We start from the raw sequence: 19,015 nt of genomic DNA on the forward strand, positions 1-19,015 counted from the left end.
GTACTGTGCGCGCCATATCCGCTTCCGGTGCGGGACGTTTCATGCCCGCAACGCGTGGCGACGGCGGCTGTTTCAAGGCCGCCGTTGCATGAACCCTGGGGAGGAACCATGGCCGCGTCCCGACGCCGTCCGACCAAGGCGCAAGCCGAGTCTGCGCCCGCTCAAGCCGTCTCGTCCGAAGAGCTTCTCAACTACTACCGTGAGATGCTGCTGATCCGCCGCTTCGAGGAGAAGGCGGGCCAGCTCTATGGCATGGGCCTGATCGGCGGCTTCTGCCATCTCTACATCGGCCAGGAAGCCGTCGTCGTCGGCATCCAGGCCGCGCTGAACGAAGGCGACAGCGTCATCACCAGCTACCGCGACCACGGCCACATGCTGGCCTGCGGCATGGAAGCCAAGGGTGTGATGGCCGAGCTGACCGGGCGCCGTGGAGGCTACTCCAAGGGCAAGGGCGGCTCGATGCACATGTTCAGCCGCGAGAAGAACTTCTACGGCGGCCACGGCATCGTCGGCGGGCAGGTTCCGCTCGGCACCGGCCTGGCCTTCGCGCACAAGTACGCCAAGGACGGCGGCATCGCGGCCGTCTATTGCGGCGACGGCGCCATCAACCAGGGCCAGGTCTACGAGAGCTTCAACATGGCGGCGCTGTGGAAGCTGCCGGTGCTCTTCGTGATCGAGAACAACAAGTACGCCATGGGCACCTCGCAGGAGCGCGCCTCGGCCGGCGAACTGCACCAGCGCGGCGCCGCCTACGGCATCCCCGGCTATCAGGTCAACGGCATGGACGTGCTGGAGGTCAAGGCCGCGGCGGACCAGTGGGTCAAGTATGTCCGCGAGGGCAACGGCCCGGTCATCCTGGAGATGAAGACCTACCGCTACCGCGGCCACTCGATGTCGGATCCGGCCAAGTACCGGACCAAGGAGGAGGTCGAGAAGATGCGGTCGGAGTCCGACCCGATCGACCAGCTCAAGGCCAAGCTGCTCGCCGGCAACCACGCCGACGAGGAGAAGCTGAAGGAGATCGACCGCGCGGTGAAGGCGATCGTCACCGAGTCGGCCGAATTCGCCCAGCAGAGCCCCGAGCCGGACGTGTCGGAGCTGTGGACCGACATTCTCGTCGAATCCTGACATCAACGATAAGCGGGAGCGGCGCCGAGGGACGGGAAACCGGAATCCCCGCGCCGCCGGAGGTTGAGGAATGCCGATCGAAGTGCTGATGCCGGCCCTGTCGCCCACCATGACCGAGGGCAAGCTGGCCAAGTGGCTCAAGAAGGAAGGTGACTCGGTGAAGTCCGGCGACGTCCTCGCCGAGATCGAAACCGACAAGGCGACCATGGAGGTCGAGGCGGTCGACGAAGGCCGCATCGGCAAGATCCTGGTCGCCGAGGGCACCGACAATGTCGCCGTGAACACCCCCATCGCCGTCCTGCTGGAAGAGGGCGAGGACGCGAGCGCGATCGGCAAGGCCGCCGCCGCTCCGGCCGCCACCGCTCCCGCCCCGGCGGCGACGGAACCCGCCGCGGCGCCCGCCGCCGCTCCGGCCCCGGCTCCGTCCCCTGTCGTGGCCGCCGCCCCGGCGTCGGACGAGGACAGGTTCTTCGCCAAGACCGTGAAGAAGACGGTGCGCGAGGCGCTGCGTGACGCGATGGCCGAAGAGATGCGCCGTGACGAGAAGGTCTTCGTCATGGGCGAGGAGGTCGCGCAGTACCAGGGCGCCTACAAGGTGACCCAGGGCCTGCTCCAGGAGTTCGGCGACACCCGCGTCATCGACACGCCGATCACCGAGATCGGCTTCGCCGGCCTGGGCGTCGGCGCCGCCTTCAAGGGGCTGAAGCCGGTCGTCGAGTTCATGACCTTCAACTTCGCCATGCAGGCGATCGACCACATCATCAACTCGGCCGCCAAGACGCTCTACATGTCGGGCGGCCAGATGAGCAACTCGATCGTCTTCCGTGGCCCGAATGGTGCGGCCGCCCGCGTCGGCGCCCAGCACTCGCAGTGCTTCGCCTCCTGGTACGCGCATTGCCCGGGCCTGAAGGTCGTCGCCCCCTGGTCGGCGGCCGACGCCAAGGGCCTGCTGAAGGCGGCGATCCGCGATCCGAACCCGATCGTCTTCCTCGAGAACGAGATCCTCTACGGCCAGAGCTTCGAGGTGCCGGAGGACGAGGAGTTCGTGCTGCCGATCGGCAAGGCCAAGATCGAGCGTCCCGGCAAGGACGTGACGATCACCGCCTTCTCGATCATGGTCGGCCACGCGCTGGCCGCCGCCGAGCAGCTGGCCAAGGAGGGCATCGACGCGGAGGTCATCAACCTGCGCACGATCCGTCCGCTCGACACCGAGACCATCGTCAACAGCGTCAAGAAGACCAACCGCCTGGTCTCGGTCGAGGAGGGCTGGCCCTTCGCCGGCATCGGCTCCGAGATGTGCGCGCTGATGATGGAGCAGGCCTTCGACCATCTCGACGCGCCGGTCGTCCGCGTGGCCGGCCTCGACGTGCCGATGCCCTACGCCGCCAACCTGGAAAAGCTGGCGCTGCCGCAGGTCGAGCACATCGTCAAGGCCGCCAAGCAAGTCTGCTACCGCTGAGGGAGGGCTGAAGGAATGACCGTTCAGATTCTGATGCCCGCCCTCTCGCCCACGATGACCGAGGGCAACCTCGCCAAGTGGCTGAAGAAGGAAGGCGACACGGTGAAGTCCGGCGACGTGATCGCCGAGATCGAGACCGACAAGGCGACCATGGAGGTCGAGGCCGTCGACGAGGGCCGGATCGGCAAGATCCTGGTCGCCGAAGGCAGCCAGGGCGTCGCGGTGAACACCCCGATCGCCATCCTGCTCGAAGAGGGCGAGGACGAGAGCGCGCTGTCCGGCGGCTCCGCCCCCGCCCCCGCTCCGGCGCCCGCCGCCGCCCCGGCTCCGGCCGCGGCGCCCGCTCCCGCGGCGGCTCCCGCCGCTGCGGCCCCGGCGGCTGCCCCCGCTCCCGCAGCCCAGGGTGGTGCCCGCGTGTTCGCCAGCCCGCTGGCCCGCCGCATCGCCGAGCAGGCCGGCGTCGACCTGAAGTCGGTCAAGGGCAGCGGCCCCAACGGCCGCATCGTCAAGGCCGACGTCGAGGCCGCCAAGGCCGCCGGCCCGGCCAAGCCGGCCCCCGCCGCCGCTGCGGCCCCGCAGGCCGCCCCGGCTCCGGCCGCCGCTGCGCCCGCTCCGGCGGCGAAGGCCGACGGCATCGACGCCAAGGCCCAGGCCGACAAGCTGGGCATCGCCTACACGGCGATCCCCAACAGCGGCATGCGCAAGACCATCACCAAGCGTCTGGGCGAGGTGCAGCGCACCGTTCCCGACTATTACCTGACCACCGACGTCGAGATCGACGCGCTGCTGAAGGTCCGCGCCGAGCTGAACGGCCGGTCCGACGTCTACAAGCTGTCGGTCAACGACTTCGTCATCCGCGCGTCGGCGCTGGCCCTGAAGAAGGTGCCGGTGATCAACGCGTCCTGGACCGACGACGCGATCCTCCAGTACCACCACGCCGACGTCTCGGTCGCGGTGGCCACCCCGACCGGCCTGATCACCCCGATCATCAAGAAGGCCGAGACCAAGGGCCTCGCCGAAATCTCCAACGAGATGAAGGTTCTGGCCAAGAAGGCCCGCGACGGGCAGCTGAAGCCCGAAGAGTTCATGGGCGGCACCTTCTCGGTCTCCAACCTCGGCATGATGGGCGTGAAGCAGTTCGCGGCAATCATCAACCCGCCGCAGGCCTGCATCCTGGCGGTCGGCGCCAGCGAGCAGCGCCCGGTCGTGAAGAACGGGGCGATCGCCATCGCCACCGTGATGAGCCTGACGGTCACCGTCGACCACCGGGTGGCGGACGGCGCCGTCGGCGCGGAATTCCTTGCGGCCCTGAAGAAGCTGCTCGAAGATCCGTTGTCGATGCTGCTGTAACCGCCTCTGAGGGAACCCGGATCCATGTCCAAGAGCCTTGCCCCGCTGCGCGCCGAGATCGACGCCATCGACGACGAGATCGTCGCCCTGCTGGGCAAGCGCCTGTCCGTCGTCCACCGCGTCGCCGCGGTGAAGATGGCGGAGGGGCTGCCGGCCGTGCTGCCCGACCGCGTCGAGGCGGTGAAGGCGCTGGCGGCCGAACGCGGCAAGGCCCATGGCCTGGATCCGGCCTTCATGGTCACCCTGTACCAGACGATCATCGACGAGGCGTGCCGGGTCGAGGAGGGCATCTTCGCCGCCGGCCCCCAGGACGCGCCTCGCTCCTGAAGGGAGAACATCCGTGGCCGACATGAACTACGACGTCATCGTCATCGGCGGCGGGCCGGGCGGTTACGTGGCGGCGATCCGCGCCGCGCAGCTGGGCCTGCACACCGCCGTGATCGAGCGTGAAAATCTCGGCGGCATCTGCCTGAACTGGGGCTGCATCCCGACCAAGGCGCTGCTGCGCTCGGCCGAGGTGCTGCGCAACGCCAAGCACGCGAACGACTACGGTCTGGTCATCCAGACTCCGGGCTTCGACCTCGACAAGGTCGTGCAGCGCTCGCGCAAGGTCGCCAACCAGCTCAACGGCGGCGTCAAGCACCTGCTGAAGAAGAACAAGGTCACCGTCATCGAGGGCGCCGCCAAGCTGGCCGGCAAGGGCCTCGTCGCCGTCTCCAAGGGCTCGGCCCCGGTCGGCACCTTTGGCGCCAAGCACATCATCATCGCCACCGGCGCCCGCGCCCGCACCCTGCCGGGGCTGGAGGACGACGGCAAGCTGGTCTGGACCTACCGCAAGGCGATGACTCCGGACGTCACGCCGAAGTCGCTGCTGGTCATCGGCTCCGGCGCCATCGGCATCGAGTTCGCCAGCTTCTACAACGAGCTGGGCGCCAAGGTGACGGTCGTCGAGGTGATGGACCGCATCCTCCCGGTGGAGGATGAGGAAATCTCGGCGATGGCCCGCAAGTCCTTCGAGAAGCAGGGCATGCGCATTATCACCGGCGGCAAGGCCGGCAACCTGCGCAAGAGCGCCGACAGCGTCACCGTCGCGGTCGAGGCCGGCGGCAAGACCGAGGACATCACGGTCGACCGCGTCATCGTCGCCGTCGGCATCAGCCCGAACACGGAAAACCTCGGGCTGGAAGGCACCAAGGTGAAGCTGGACCGTGGTCACATCCAGACCAACGCGATGTGCGAGACCGACGAGCCCGGCGTCTACGCCATCGGCGACGTGACCGGCGCCCCCTGGCTCGCCCACAAGGCCAGCCACGAGGGCGTGATCGTCGCCGAGCACATCGCCGGCAAGCACCCGCACGGTCTGAACATCCTCGGCATCCCCGGCTGCACCTACTCCCACCCGCAGATCGCCTCGGTCGGCCTGACGGAGAAGAAGGCCAAGGAGAAGGGCTACGAGGTCAAGGTCGGCCGTTTCCCCTTCATCGGCAACGGCAAGGCCATCGCGCTGGGCGAGACCGAGGGCATGGTCAAGACCGTGTTCGACGCCAAGACCGGCGAGCTGCTCGGCGCCCACATGATCGGCGCGGAAGTGACCGAGCTGATCCAGGGCTACACCGTCGCCAAGACCATGGAGACGACCGAGGCCGAGCTGATGCACACCGTGTTCCCGCATCCGACCCTGTCGGAAATGATGCACGAGTCGGTTCTTGATGCCTATGGCCGGGCGATCCACTTCTAGTTAAGCTTTCCGAGGCGACGGTTTCCCAAGGTGCGGGTGATGGATCGCGCGAGCGCCGCGTATGACGAGGACTTCTACGCCTGGACGCAGAGCCAGGCGGCGGAGCTTCGCCGTGCCGGCGCCGAGCGGAACAACGCTCCCGTCGACTGGGCGAACGTCGCCGAGGAGATCGAGAGCATGGGCCGCAGCCAGAAATCGGAGATCGACAGCCGCCTGTCCGTGCTGCTGGTCCATCTGTTGAAATGGCTGTGCTGCCCGGATCTGCGCGAGCGTTGCGAACGGGGCTGGCGGCTGACCATCCGGGAACAGCGCCGGAAGCTGCTGCGCGAGATGAAGGACAGCCCGAGCCTGGGACCCTTCATCGCCGAGATCTTCGCGGAAAACTACCAGGAAGCGCGCCTGCGCGCCGCCGTCGAGGCCGAGGCGCCGGACGGCCAATTCCCAGCCGAACCGCCTTTCACGCTTGACCAGGCGCTCGATCCGGCCTATCCGGCGGCTTTGTTTCCGCCGGAAGGGCGGGCCTAGTGCCTTACCGTTCATTTTCGGGGCCGCGAACGAGCCGGCCGTCGGGAGCCTTCAGACCATGACCCTCGTCGATCAGACCGAGAAGCTTCGCCACCCCGAAAAGGCCCACAAGCCGGACAACCCCATCTCCCGCAAGCCCGCCTGGATCCGCGTCAAGGCGCCGATGAGCCAGGAGTACAACGAGACCCGCCAGCTGATGCGCGGGCTCAAGCTGAACACGGTGTGCGAGGAGGCGGCCTGCCCGAACATCGGCGAGTGCTGGAAGCAGAAGCACGCCACCTTCATGATCCTGGGCTCGATCTGCACGCGCGGCTGCGCCTTCTGCAACGTCGAGACCGGGCGCCCGGACCTGCTCGACCCGCATGAGCCGGAGAAGGTCGGCGAGGCGGTCGGGCAGCTCAAGCTCAGCCACGTCGTCATCACCTCGGTGGACCGCGACGACCTTCCGGACGGCGGCGCCGAGCATTTCGCCCGCACCATCCGCGCCGTGCGCGAAGCGTCGCCGGGCACCACCATCGAGATCCTGACCCCCGACTTCCAGAAGAAGAAGGGCGCCCTGGAGGTGGTGGTCGAGGCCCGGCCCGACGTCTTCAACCACAATCTGGAGACGGCGCCGCGCCTCTACCCGACGATCCGGCCGGGCGCCCGCTACTTCACCTCGCTGCAACTGCTGTCGAAGGTCAAGGAACTCGACCCGACCATCTTCACCAAGTCCGGCATCATGGTCGGGCTGGGCGAGACGAAGGAGGAGGTCGCGCAGGTGATGGACGATCTGCGCGCCGCCGATGTGGACTTCATGACGATTGGGCAGTATCTCCAGCCGACGCCGAAGCACGCGGCGGTGGATCGTTTCGTGACGCCGGAGGAGTTCGCCGGTTACACCACGGTCGGCCGTGGCAAGGGCTTCCTGCTGGTGGCCTCGTCGCCGCTGACGCGCTCGTCCTACCACGCGGGCGACGATTTCGAGAAGCTGCGGGCCGCCCGCCTGAAGAAGCTGGGTGTCGCGGCGGAGTAAGGTTCGGGTCTACAGGGTCACCATCGGGATAAGGGCATGCCGACTCACGCGGAAAAGAAGGTTCTTCCCTACACGCCGAAGCAGATGTACGACCTGGTTGCCGATGTGGAGAAGTATCCGGAGTTCTTGCCCTGGTGCCTGGCCGCCCGCATCCGCCGCCGTGAAGGCGACGTGATGTTCGCGGACCTCATCATCGGTTTCAAGATGGTCCGCGAACGCTTCACCTCGCGGGTCGAGCTGAAGGAGCCCGAGTGCCGGATCGACGTCCAGTACACCGACGGGCCGTTCCAGTACCTGAACAACCACTGGATCTTCCAGGAGCACGAGCGCGGCTGCTGCGTCGATTTCTTCGTGGATTTCGAGTTTCGCTCGAAGATGCTGCAAAAGATCATGGGGTTGCTGTTCAACGAGGCGGTGCGCCGCATGGTGCATGCCTTCGAGGCCCGCGCCGACCAGCTCTACGGCCGTGCGGGAGCGCCGCAGTCGGCGTGATCCCGCGCGGATTCCCGAAGCCCCCGTTTCCCGAGCGACCGTGTTGCGGGCAAGCGTGTTTCCACGGCGAAGCCAGCATCACGCAAGCACGCTCCTGAAATCCGCTGGACACATGTGGAATCGACGCGGCTCGCCTCGTCCACGAATCCCAGCCGGATGGTCGTGGCGCGGGGCCGGGCATGACGATCCTTGATTGGATCAAGGACGGCCAAGCGGGCTTTCAGATCGCCAGCAGTTGCAGCTTTTCCGGGTCGGTGGAGGCGGACAGCGTCCCCCGGCGCGCGCCGGACAGATAGGCCCGGCCGAGATTGGCGGAGAACTCGTCGCAGCCGCGCAGATCGGCGGAGGCGAGGTTGGCGTTTTCGAACATCGCCTTGGTGATCTTGGCGCCGGTCAGCCGGGCGCCCCGCAGGTCGGCCCCCTCCAGCTTCGCGCCCGACAGGTTGGTCGGCCACAGCCGGCCGGCCGGCGTGCCGTCGGGGTTGCGCAGTTCGACCAGGCCGAAATCGGCGTCCCCGGCGTGGGCGCCGGACAGGTCGGCGTCCATCAGGTTGGCGCCGGTCAGGATCGCCTGGTCCAGCTTCGCGCCGCACAGCGCCGCCCCGCCGAAGTCGGCCAGCGACAGGAAGGCGTGGGCGAGCGACGCCTCGTTCATGCGCGCCCCGCGGAAGACGGCGCCCGACAGGTCGGCGGCGGTCAGGTCGACCCCGCGCAGATCCATGCCGGTGAAGTCGGCGCGCCGCCCCTGCCGCCCGGCGCTGTTGATCCACTGGATGTGGGCCTCGAGCATCTGGCGGACCTCCGGCGGCAGGTTGCCGGTGCCCTTCATGTAGATGGCGCCGTTCAGATCGGCGCCGGCCGTGTCGGCCCCGGCCAGATCGACGTTGCGCAGCACCGCGTCGCGCAGGTCCGCATGACGCAGGATGGTCTGGTTCAGCGCGGCGCCGCTGAGGATCGCGCGCTTCAGCTTGGCGCCGGTGAAGTTCGCCTCGCGCAGGTCGGCGCCGGCCAGATTGGCGGCGAACAGATGGGCCCCGGCGAAATCGGTGCCCTTCATGCCGGCGTTGGCGAGATCGGCGTGGCTGAGGTCGGCGTTCTTGAAATTGACGCCCTCCAGCGTGGCGTCCTGCAAGTTGGTGCGCTGCCGGATTTCCGGCGGCTTGCCGGACGAGAAGGTCAGGATCTGGCCGGGGCGCAGGTCCGCCTCCTCGAAATCGGTGCGGCGCAGATTGGCCTTCAGGAAGTTGGCGCCGCGCAGGTCGGCGCGGACGAAGCAGGATCCGACCAGAACCGCGCGGGTGAAGTTCGACCCGAACAGGTCGGACATGTTGAAGCTGACCTCTTCCAGCTCCGCGTCCGAGAAATTCACCTGGGTCAGCACCGACGAGTTCAGCGTGAAGCCCTTCAGCCGGAAGCCGGACAGATCGGCGCCCTTGGCCTGGAGCCGGACGCCGCCCGGTCGCAGCTTCAGATAGAACAGGTGATCCCTGACCTGCTTCAGGAAGTCGGTGGCCCGATCCGTCATGGAGGCAGCCTCGTCCAATGCCTCGCCGGACCCTTACGGTAACCGGAGGACCGGGCTTCGCGGAAGCGTCCAATACAAATTGTCACGTTACTAAACCGATGCTGGACATACCCGCCGGAAGCGCCCAAGCGCCCACCACCTTGGGTTTTGTATCACAAAAGCCGCGCCGCGTGCAGGCTCACGAGTCATCGCTTTGGCGATAGGGCGAAAGTTCGGCCAGCGCCGCGACCTCGGCGGCGACGGCGGCGCGTTCCTCGGCCAGATGATGGTCAAGCGCCCGCCGGAAGCCCGGATCGGCGACCCAATGGGCGCTGTGGGTGGTCACCGGCAGGTAGCCGCGCTGGATCTTGTGCTCCCCCTGGGCGCCGGCCTCGACACGCTTCAGCCCGCGCTCGATGGCGAAATCGAGGGCGCGGTAGTAGCAGGCCTCGAAATGCAGGAAGCGGTAGCGCCCGTCCGACCCCCAGTTGCGGCCGTAGAGCGCGTCGGACCCCAGCAGGTTGAGGGCACCGGCCACCCATTCGCCGCCGTCCTCGCACATCACCAGCACCACGCGATCGGCCATCGTCCGCCCCAGCCGTTCGAAGAAAGCCCGCGTCAGGTAGCCGCCGCCCCATTTGCGGTCGGCGGTCTCCAGATAGAAGCGGTGGAAGGCATCCCAATGCTCCGCTTTCAGGTCGTCGCCGGTCAGGGTGTGCAGGCGGACGCCGCTGTCGGCGACCTCGCGCCGCTCCTTGCGGATCGCCTTGCGCTTGCGCGAGTTCAGAGCGTCGAGGAAGGCGTCGAAGCTCTCGTAGCCCCGATTCTCCCAATGATACTGCACCCCGGTGCGCCGCAGCCAGCCGGCCTCGCCCAGCCGCCCGGCATCGGCGGCGTTGGGAAAGGTGACGTGGGCGGAAGAGACGCCGTAGCGCTTCGCCACCCGTTCCAGCGCCGCGACCAGCGCGCCGGCCACCGCCTCGCCGCCGCCGGGAGCGACCAGCAGGCGCGGCCCCGGCACGGGGGTGAAGGGAACCGAGACCTGGAGCTTCGGGTAATAGTTGCCGCCGGCCCGCTCATAGGCGTTGGCCCAGCCGTGGTCGAAGACGTACTCGCCGTAGGAGTGGCTCTTCACATAGGCCGGAACCGCGCCGACCATCCGTCCGTCGGGATCGAAGGCGGCGAGGTGGCTGGGCTGCCAGCCGGTCTTGGCGACGGCCGATCCCGATTCCTCCAGCGCCAGCAGGAAGGCGTGGGAGACGAACGGGTCGTCGGGGCCGGCGCAGGCATCCCAGTCCCTGGCCTCCGCCTGGCCGACCCCGGTCAGGATGCGGATGGTGATGGCGCCGCTGCCGTCGGGCATGAACCGTCTCCCTTGCTTCGCCGAGGGAAGTGGGCGCTGCGCCGCATCGCGGCAAGACGCCCATCTCCCCCTTCGGCGCCACCCAGCCATCCCTTCCCGGCAGGTCGTTCCGGCCAGGCGGCTCCATTCAGGCGACTCCGGTCAGGCCACCTCGAGCACCGCCTCGACCTCGACCGCGACGTTGCCTGGCAGCGACGGCGCGCCGACGGCGGCGCGGGCGTGCCGGCCGGCATCGCCGAAGACCTCCTGCATCAGCTCCGACGCGCCGTTGATCACCGCCGGGTGGTCATGGAAATCGGCGCCCGAGTTGACGAACCCGCCGAGCTTCAGCACACGGGTCACACGGTCGAGGTCGCCGTCCAGCGCCGCCCTGGCCTGGGCCAGGATGTTCAGGGCGCACAGGCGGGCGGCCTCCTTGCCCTGCTCGACCGTGAAGTCCTGGCCGACCTTGCCGAGGAAGCGGCGCTCGCCGTTCCACACGGTGATCTGGCCGGAGATGTAGAGCGTGTTGCCCGAGCGCGTGTAGGCCACATAGGCCGCCACCGGGGCGGCGGCCTGCGGCAGCTCGATTCCCAGCTCGGCGAGGCGCGCGTCGATCCGACCGGTCATGATGGTTGGTCCTTCCCTGTTGAAGTCACGGGTTTTCGGCGGGTGTTCCACGCCCCGACCATAGCCGCGCCGGTCCGGCGATGGGAAGAATCCTCCACCGGACTCCGCGGCAGTTCCGTCCGTGCCCGGCAAAGTTTTCCCGGAATCTTTTGCGGCGCGCTCCCATGCCCCGGCGGCCGGACTCGGCGCTTTCTGCCCACACATCATTATTATCAAATAAATTCAATAACTTGATTGGATATCGCCGAATTGGCACGGCCCTTGAATAAAGGAAGCCACGCAAACGCACGTTGCCTCGCTCGGTCAAAAGACCAGCCGAGGACAGCCTCAGAAGGAGACTAGGAGCCATGGCCAACGAAGTGACGCTGACCGCCGCAATGCGGACGAACCTGCTGCAACTGCAAAGCACGCAGTCTGGCATCGACAAGAAGCAGCAGATTCTGTCTACCGGCAACAAGATCAACTCCGCTTTGGATGGCCCGACCTCCTTCTTCGCGGCCAAGGGCCTGACCCAGCGCGCCGGCGACCTGTCGTCGCTGAAGGACGCGATGGGCCAGTCGATCAGCACCATCAAGGCGGCCGACAAGGGCCTGACCGCGATCGACAGCCTGATCGACCAGGCCAAGGGCCTGACCACCTCCGCCCTGGCCTCGCTGTCCGACGACGCCGCCTCGGTCGCCACCCGCAAGGCGCTGGCCGCCCAGTTCGACACGCTCAAGAACCAGATCGACAAGCTGGCCGGCGACAGCGGCTACGCCGGAAAGAACCTGATCGGCGGCACCGGCCTGCGGCTGGAGAGCACCTCGGACTCGCGCGCCTCGGTCAACACCATCACCGGCCTCGACAACGCCCGCGTCACCAACGTCTCCTCGACCGACACCTACTCGATCCGCGTCAAGGGCGACGGCTCGATCGAAGGCAACGCCCAGGACATCTCCGAGGCGCAGACCGCGCACGGCCTCACCGGCCTGAAGCTGGACGGCAAGATGTCCCTCACCGCCGGCAGCTTCGCCGACGTGCAGATCGAGGTGCGCGGCGCCAAGGGCAAGGAGCGCACCTTCGTCGTCACCGACGGCAAGGAAAGCCGGACGATCAACTATTTCGACAACAGCCAGTCGCTCTCCACCAGCACCGTCGCGGCGACCTCGGGCAACCCGCAGACCTCGAAGGTCACGGTCGGCAAGGGCACGGTCGAAGCCGGCGACATCTTCTCGATCACGGTGGAAGGTGAGACCTTCAGCTACACCGCGACCTCGTCGGACGTCGCGGTCGGCCAGAACGTCCAGAACCACGTCGCCACGGCCCTGAAGGACTCGATCAGCAACGCGCTGGCCAACACCACCCGCCTGTCGGGCAAGGATCTGGCCTCGGTGACCGTCGATCCCAACGGCGGCACGGTGACGCTGACCGGCACCACCGTCGCGGGCAACCCCCGCGAGGTGACGCTGACGGTGAACACCACCAACGCGCTGAGCAAGCGCATCTCGGAAAGCTTCGCCTCGGGCGCGGTGGTCTCCTTCACCGTCGACCGTCTGGCGATGGAGGACGCCGTCAACAGCGGCAACGGCATCTCGACCATCCAGAAGAACGTCGACATCCAGATCCAGGTCACCAACCAGGACGGCGCCCAGATCGCCCGTGACGGCCTGAACGAGCGCGGCGAGGGCAAGCTGGCCAACGGCGAGCAGTCCTTCGCCTTCGGCAGCGGCACCGTCCGCCTGCGGGTGGACGAGAAGACGATCATGCAGGCGGCCACGGCCAACTGCGGCGCCAACCTCGTCACCAAGCAGGTGTCGAACCCGAACACCTCCAACGACCTGACGGTCCAGCTGAACGAGAAGAACACCAACTCGATCACCGTCGCGGCGGTGGATCTGACCTCCGGCGGCCAGGGCCTGAAGATCGACGGGGCGCAGAACGACTGGATGGACCGCTCCGACATCGAGGCGGCGGTCGCCGGCCTCGACTACGCCAAGGCGACGGTCCGCTCCGCCTCGCAGAAGCTGTCGACCAACCTGAACGTCATCACCACCCGCGAAACCTTCACCAAGGAGTTCAGCGACGTGCTGACGGAAGGCGCCAGCAAGCTGACGCTGGCCGACCAGAACGAGGAAGGCGCCAGCCTGCTGATGCTCCAGACCCGTCAGCAGCTCGGCACCATCGCCCTCTCGCTCGCCAACCAGTCGCAGCAGTCGATCCTGCGTCTGTTCTAAGCCAGGCCCCTCTCTGGCGAACGTGCCGCGTCGGCGGGCGCCCCTTCGGGGGCGCCCGTTCGCGTTTCGGGACGGTCAGCGCGGCTGCGCGGCGCGCAGGGATTGCTCGATCAGGGCGCGCGCATCGGCGGCCAGCGAGGCGCGGCCGGAGGCCCGCGTGTACATCATGTGGCCGCCCTCGTGCACCGTCACCCGCACGCGGTCCCGCTCGCCCGGCGGCAGCTCCAGCCGCGCCGCCATCCAGCGCGAGGCCATGTAGGGCGTGATCAGGTCGGTGCGGCCATGGGCGATCAGCACCCGCAGCGACGGTTGAAGGGTCAGCGCCGTTTGCAGCGAATCGACGGCGCTCGGAACCGACATGCGCGGCCATTCCCAGCCGCGGTTGACCCGGTCGCTGAGCAGCCGGTAGGGGGTTTCCGTGCGCAGGGCCAGCTCCGACTGGGCGTAGGCCGCAAAGGCGGTGCTGTAGGCCGGGATGGTTCCCTGGAGGAAGGGGTCGAACGGCACCCGCGACGATCCCGGATCGGGGTCGGCTGCGGTGAAGGTCCCGTCATAGATGCTGAGGACGCGGCCCTGGTCGCGCAGCAGCTCGCGCGTGAAGCTGCCCATCGACACCCGCCCGCGCTGGCGGGCGACCTGTTCCGCTGGCAGGCCGACCAGCTTCGCCACATCGCCGAAGAAGCCGCCGGCCTCGCCCAGCCGCCCGTAATCGAGCCCGGCCAGCCCGGTCAGATAGGGGCCCAGGGCGAATCGCTCCGCCGCCTCGGCCGCCTGCTGCGGCGTGCCGGGCGCGCGGCCGAGCGCGGCGGCGGTGGCGGCCATCGCCGGCAGCTTCAGCGCCGGCCCCAGGATGCCGTCCTCGTCGATGGCGGCGAAATCGACCACCGGCGACACCAGGATCAACCCGTTGACGGCGATGCCGGTGCGCCGGATCAGCTCGTCGGCCATCTTCGCGATGCGGAAACCGCCATAGCTCTCGCCGGCCAGGAATTTCGGCGAGGCCCAGCGGCCGTTGCGGGTCAGCCACAGCCGCACCACCTCGGCCATCGCGCGGGTGTCGCCCTCGACCGACCAGAACCGCTTCTCGGCGTCGTCGCCGGGCTTGACCGCCCGGCTGTAGCCGGTGCCGACCGGATCGACGAAGACCAGATCGGTGAAGGCCAGCCAGCTGTCGGGGTTGTCGAGCAGCGGGGCCGGCGGCCCGGCCAACGCGCCGTCCGGTCCGAACCCGACCACCCTCGGTCCGGCGGCGCCGAGATGCATGTAGGCGGACGCGGCCCCCGGTCCACCGTTGAAGACGAAGGTCACCGGACGGTTGGCATCCGGCGGCGCCCCTTCCGCTCCCGCGCTGTAGGAGACGGTGAAGACGCGGGCGGCCAGCTCCTCCTTCGCGCCGTCGCGCAGGGGCAGGAACTCGGCGGTGGCGCTGTAGGCGAGCGGGCCCGCCGCCAGCGGCAGGCTGTGCCGCGTCACGCTGCGCTGGGCGTCGAAGGCGGGTTCGGCGGCCTTGCCGGCCGGCTCGTCGCCCTTCTCGGAACGGTCCGGACGGTCCTGCGCCCAGCCCGGCGCCGGGCCGAGCAGCAGGGGGAGCAGCAGGGCCAGCGGCAGGAAGCGGAGGCGGCGGGGCGGCGTCGGCATGGGCAGCTCTCAAGGTCTGGAGGCGGGGACGGGTCGCCCGGATATTGCGTTGGAGCGCGCGCGGCGCAAGGCAAGGCCACCCCGTCCGTTCTTTCCGAATGCCGGACACGAGCGGGGAATGCGTGGGTTGTCGTAAACTTTTCGTAGAGTTTTCCGGATAGTATGGGATCAGGCTCTTCTTCTTACCGGGAAAGACATCATGGCCTCCCTCCGGCACGCCTCCATCCGCACGCGTCTGGTTCTCGGTTTCGGCGCGGTCCTGCTGCTTCTGGTGAGCCTTACGATCACCGGAGTGAACGAGGTGCGGAAGATCGATTCCGACCTCACCCACATCAACGACGTGAACAGCGTCAAGCAGCGCTACGCCATCAATTTCCGCGGCAGCGTCCACGACCGCGCCATCGCGCTGCGCGATGTGGTGCTGGTGTCCGACAACGCGGCCCTGACGCCCATCCTGGCCGACATCGACCGGCTGGCAAGCTTCTACGCCGATTCGGCGAAGCCGCTGGATGTCATGTTCGCGCGGCCCGACGACGTCACGCCGGAGGAGCGCAGCCTGCTGGCCGCCATCAAGGAGACGGAGGCGCGGACGCTGCCGCTCGTCGCCAAGGTGATCGGGGCGCGCAAGGCCGGCGACATGGCCGCCGCCCAGCGCGCGCTGACCCAGGACGCCAGCCCGGCCTTCACCGAGTGGCTGGCCCGCATCAACCGGTTCATCGACCTCCAGGAACAGAAGAACCAGACGCTGGCCAGCCGCGCGCGCGCGATGGCGAGCGGTTTCCAGACGCTGATGCTGTCGCTGTGCGCCGTCGCCCTGGTGCTGGCCGCCGGCTTCGGGCTGTGGACCGTCGCGGCGCTGCGCCCGCTGCGTTGCCTGACCGACGCCATCGTGGCGCTGTCGAAGGGCGAGCTGACCGTGGCGGTGCCGCATTCGGAGGCCCATGACGAAATTGGCGAGATCACCGGCGCCGTCGAGGTGCTGAAGGCCAACGCCGTCGAGGCCGACGCCTTCCGCCGCCGGCAGGCCGACGCCGAACAGGCCGCCGAGGCGACGAAGCGGACCGAGATGAACGCGCTGGCCGACCGCTTCGAGAATCAGGTGAAGGGCGTGGTCGACAGCGTCTCCTCCTCCTCCGACGAGGTGCGGACGCTGGCCCGCACGCTGAGCGGCACGGCCGAGCAGACGGAGAGCAAGGCGACCACCGTCGCCGCCGCGTCGGAACAGGCTTCGGTCAACGTCCAGACCGTCGCCGCCGCCGCGGAGGAGCTGGCCGCCTCGATCTCCGAGATCGGCCGGCAGATCGGCGAGAGCACCCGCAAGGCCAAGCAGGCGGCCGATCAGGCCGACGGCACCAACCGCATCGTCGACGGCCTGTCGTCCAAGGCCAACCAGATCGGCGACGTGGTGAACCTGATCTCCAGCATCGCCGGCCAGACCAACCTGCTGGCGTTGAACGCGACGATCGAGGCCGCCCGCGCCGGGGAGGCCGGCAAGGGCTTCGCGGTGGTGGCGAGCGAGGTCAAGAGCCTCGCCAACCAGACGGCGAAGGCGACCGGCGACATCTCGCAGCAGATCGCCGAGATCCAGGCGGCGACCGCCGACGCAGTGCAGGCGATCCAGAGCATCGCCGCCACCATCGGCGAGGTGAACGACATCGTCGGCACCATCGCCACCGCGGTGGACGGCCAGAACGCCGCGACGATGGAGATCGCCCGCAACGTCCAGCAGGCCGCCGCCGGCACCAACGAGGTCTCGTCCTCGATCAACGGCGTGCTGCACGCCGCGTCGGAAACGGGCAGCGGCGCCACCCGGCTGCTGACCTCCTCGGGTGAGCTGTCGAAGCAGGCGGACCTGCTGCGCACCCAGGTCGACCGCTTCCTGTCCGGCGTGCGCGGCGGGGCGTGACGCCGGTTGGAAACCGTGTCAATTCGTAGCAATTGGTGCGCTTGATGCGGAGAGGGGAGGCTTCTACAGGTGCGGGATGTTGTCTCCCACCCTGCGGATGCCTTCCCGATCATGAGCAGCGACAGCGTCGATTACGGAGCCTTGGTCTGGAGCGACGATCTGGTCCTGGGAATCGCGGAGATCGACGCCCAGCACCGCGAATGGATCGCCCTGGTCCAGGCCTTCGAACGGGCCGTGCGCGACGGCGGCACGGCGGAGGAGGTGCGGCGGACGCTGGCCGCGGCCGTCGCCTACACGGAAAGCCATTTCGCGGACGAACAGCGGGTGATGGGCGAGGCCGGCTATCCGTTCCTCGACGACCATGTCGCCCAGCATGATCTGGCCTGGGACCGTGTGCACGCCTTCGCCAGCGCGGACGGCGGAGCCGGGGGCGACGACGCGCTGCGCGAGAGCCTCGCCGACTTCCTGCCGCAATGGCTGATGCTGCACATCAACACCGCCGACCGCCAGTTCGCCCGCTGGCACAAGGGTGAGCCGCCCTGTGCCCCGGCGGGTGTCGAGGGCCGGGTGTTCGGCGACATCCCGGTGTGACGGTCCTTCAACCCTTTCCCGCGTCGGGAGAGGGCTCCACGCCCCGGAACGACACCACCGCCAGCAACCCCGGCGCCAGCAACCCCGGCCCCCCGGCGCGGTCGTTCAGGGCGATCTCCGCCCCCAGCCGGTCGGCAAGCGCCTGCACGATGGCGAGGCCCAGGCCGCTGCCGGTCCGCGCCGCCCCGCCGGCCTGCGGCAAGCGGTAGAAACGCTCGAACACCCGCCCGCGCTCGGTCTCGGGAATGCCGGGGCCGTCGTCCTCGACCTCCAAACGCGGGGCTTCGGGGGAGCCGGCCACGCGCACCGTCACCGTGCCGCCCGGCCGGTTGTAGCGGATGGCGTTGTCCAGCAGGTTGCCCAGCAGCTCGCCCACCAGCACCGGGTTGCCGGCGACCCGCAGCGGTGGATCGTCCTCCGGCGGAGCGTCGAAATGGACCTCCACCCCCAGCGCCAGGGCGCCGGGAACCTGCTCGGCGGTGACCTCCATGGCCACCTGGAGCAGGTCGGCCACCTCGCCGGACGCCGGCGCCGGGCTGTCCTCGTCGGCGCGGGCCAGCGCCAGCAGCTGGGTCAGCAGCCGTTCCAGCCGGCGGACCGCCCCCTCCACGTCGTCGAGCGCGGCGCGGCCCTCCGCCGTGCCGGTGCCGTGGCGGCGCAGCAGCGCCAGATGGGTGCGCAGCACCGCCAGCGGCGTGCGGAGCTGGTGCGAGGCGTCGGCGGTGAAGCGCCGCATCGTCGTGATCGACTGGTCCAGCCGCTCCAGCAGCCCGTTGATGGCGACCACCAGCGGCAGCGCCTCGCGCGGGACGACGGCGAGCGGCAGCGGCACCAGCGCCATCGAGCCGCGCGCCGAGCGGGCGTCGATCACCCGCCGCAGCCGCACAAGCGGGGCGAGGCCGCGCCCGACCGCGCCCCAGACCAGCACGCCGCTGCCGCCGACCAGCGCCACCTCCAGCAGGGTCAGCCACAGCAGCATGTCGACCACGGCGGCGCGGCGTCCGGTGGTGGTCTCCGCCACCTGCACCAGGACCGGGCGGGCCTCGCCATAGACGCGGCGGACCTGGGCGGCGACCCGCACGGGATGGCCGTGATAGGTGTCGTCGCGAAACAGCATGGCGTTCAGCGGCAGCCGGTCGGGGTCCGGCGCCGGCAGGTCGAGGTAGCCGGTGATGACCCCGCCATGGTGGGCGACGTTGTAGTAGATGTTGTCGCGCGCCTGGCTCTCCAGCATGCCGAAGGCGACGGCCGGCAGATCGACCGTCACCTCGCCGTCGTCGTCGCTCACCGCCAGCCGCTCGGCGATGGCAAGCACCGACCCGGCGAGCACCCGGTCGTGGGTGGACTGCACGAAGCCGTGGATCAGCGCCGCCCCGCCCACCCCCAGCCCGACCGCCAGCGCGCCCAGCGGCACCAGCAGCCGGGTCAGCAGCCGGCGGCGCAGCGAGGGAACGCCGTCGCGCCGCCGCGTCATGGAAGGCCCA

At 68.8% G+C, this 19,015-nt stretch carries 16 protein-coding genes; 11 read left to right on the top strand and 5 right to left on the bottom strand.

Going from position 1 to position 19,015, the window contains the following annotated elements; all coding sequences use genetic code 11:
* Positions 1–108 precede the first annotated feature (108 nt).
* The 8 genes from pdhA (at position 109) to J2847_RS01775 (ending at position 7,707) form a co-directional block, all read left to right on the top strand.
* Positions 109–1,128: a pyruvate dehydrogenase (acetyl-transferring) E1 component subunit alpha gene (pdhA, locus tag J2847_RS01740; protein ID WP_085556379.1), complete on the top strand. Its 1,020-nt coding sequence runs from the start codon at positions 109–111 to the stop codon at positions 1,126–1,128.
* A 70-nt stretch (positions 1,129–1,198) separates the two neighbouring features.
* Positions 1,199–2,587, top strand: a complete 1,389-nt coding sequence (locus J2847_RS01745; RefSeq protein ID WP_209776533.1) for a pyruvate dehydrogenase complex E1 component subunit beta — start codon at positions 1,199–1,201, stop codon at positions 2,585–2,587.
* Between the two features lie 15 nt (positions 2,588–2,602).
* Positions 2,603–3,937: a pyruvate dehydrogenase complex dihydrolipoamide acetyltransferase gene (locus tag J2847_RS01750; protein WP_209776534.1), complete on the top strand. Its 1,335-nt coding sequence runs from the start codon at positions 2,603–2,605 to the stop codon at positions 3,935–3,937.
* A gap of 24 nt (positions 3,938–3,961) precedes the next feature.
* Positions 3,962–4,264, top strand: a complete 303-nt coding sequence (locus J2847_RS01755) for a chorismate mutase (protein WP_209776535.1) — start codon at positions 3,962–3,964, stop codon at positions 4,262–4,264.
* Between the two features lie 13 nt (positions 4,265–4,277).
* On the top strand, positions 4,278–5,675 hold the full coding sequence (gene lpdA / locus J2847_RS01760; protein WP_209776536.1) for a dihydrolipoyl dehydrogenase: 1,398 nt from the start codon (positions 4,278–4,280) through the stop codon (positions 5,673–5,675).
* Positions 5,676–5,714: 39 nt separating this feature from the next.
* A complete protein-coding gene (locus tag J2847_RS01765; protein ID WP_209776537.1) occupies positions 5,715–6,200 on the top strand; it encodes a DUF29 domain-containing protein in 486 nt (161 codons plus the stop codon).
* 58 nt (positions 6,201–6,258) lie between these two features.
* Positions 6,259–7,215, top strand: a complete 957-nt coding sequence (gene lipA, locus J2847_RS01770) for a lipoyl synthase (protein WP_209776538.1) — start codon at positions 6,259–6,261, stop codon at positions 7,213–7,215.
* A 36-nt stretch (positions 7,216–7,251) separates the two neighbouring features.
* Positions 7,252–7,707, top strand: a complete 456-nt coding sequence (locus J2847_RS01775) for a type II toxin-antitoxin system RatA family toxin (protein WP_209776539.1) — start codon at positions 7,252–7,254, stop codon at positions 7,705–7,707.
* A 220-nt stretch (positions 7,708–7,927) separates the two neighbouring features.
* On the opposite strand, the gene J2847_RS01780 is transcribed toward J2847_RS01775, so the two are convergent.
* From J2847_RS01780 to J2847_RS01790, 3 genes are all read right to left on the bottom strand, one after another.
* The gene (locus tag J2847_RS01780) at positions 7,928–9,232 is read right to left on the bottom strand and encodes a pentapeptide repeat-containing protein (RefSeq protein ID WP_209776541.1); all 1,305 of its coding nucleotides are present in this window, start codon (positions 9,230–9,232) and stop codon (positions 7,928–7,930) included.
* A 178-nt stretch (positions 9,233–9,410) separates the two neighbouring features.
* Positions 9,411–10,574: a GNAT family N-acetyltransferase gene (locus J2847_RS01785; RefSeq protein ID WP_209776542.1), complete on the bottom strand. Its 1,164-nt coding sequence runs from the start codon at positions 10,572–10,574 to the stop codon at positions 9,411–9,413.
* Between the two features lie 141 nt (positions 10,575–10,715).
* Entirely contained in the window at positions 10,716–11,183 is a 468-nt protein-coding gene (locus J2847_RS01790) for a RidA family protein (RefSeq protein ID WP_209776544.1), read from the bottom strand.
* Positions 11,184–11,530: 347 nt separating this feature from the next.
* Between J2847_RS01790 and J2847_RS01795 the strand changes: the two genes are divergently transcribed.
* On the top strand, positions 11,531–13,396 hold the full coding sequence (locus J2847_RS01795; RefSeq protein WP_209776545.1) for a flagellin N-terminal helical domain-containing protein: 1,866 nt from the start codon (positions 11,531–11,533) through the stop codon (positions 13,394–13,396).
* A 75-nt stretch (positions 13,397–13,471) separates the two neighbouring features.
* Here the strand turns inward: J2847_RS01795 and J2847_RS01800 are convergent, their stop codons facing one another.
* Entirely contained in the window at positions 13,472–15,034 is a 1,563-nt protein-coding gene (locus tag J2847_RS01800; protein WP_209776547.1) for a S10 family peptidase, read from the bottom strand.
* A 199-nt stretch (positions 15,035–15,233) separates the two neighbouring features.
* On the opposite strand from J2847_RS01800, the gene J2847_RS01805 reads away from it, so the two are divergent.
* Both J2847_RS01805 and J2847_RS01810 read left to right on the top strand, forming a co-directional pair.
* On the top strand, positions 15,234–16,940 hold the full coding sequence (locus J2847_RS01805) for a methyl-accepting chemotaxis protein (protein ID WP_209776548.1): 1,707 nt from the start codon (positions 15,234–15,236) through the stop codon (positions 16,938–16,940).
* 111 nt (positions 16,941–17,051) lie between these two features.
* A complete protein-coding gene (locus J2847_RS01810) occupies positions 17,052–17,531 on the top strand; it encodes a bacteriohemerythrin (RefSeq protein ID WP_209776550.1) in 480 nt (159 codons plus the stop codon).
* 7 nt (positions 17,532–17,538) lie between these two features.
* Here J2847_RS01810 and J2847_RS01815 read toward each other — a convergent pair whose 3' ends face one another.
* Positions 17,539–19,005 carry a sensor histidine kinase gene (locus J2847_RS01815; protein WP_209776552.1) on the bottom strand — a complete coding sequence of 489 codons (1,467 nt, stop codon included), beginning with the start codon at positions 19,003–19,005 and terminating at the stop codon, positions 17,539–17,541.
* Positions 19,006–19,015 lie beyond the last annotated feature (10 nt).

Source organism: Azospirillum agricola, from assembly GCF_017876095.1.
Taxonomy (GTDB): Bacteria; Pseudomonadota; Alphaproteobacteria; order Azospirillales; family Azospirillaceae; genus Azospirillum; species Azospirillum agricola.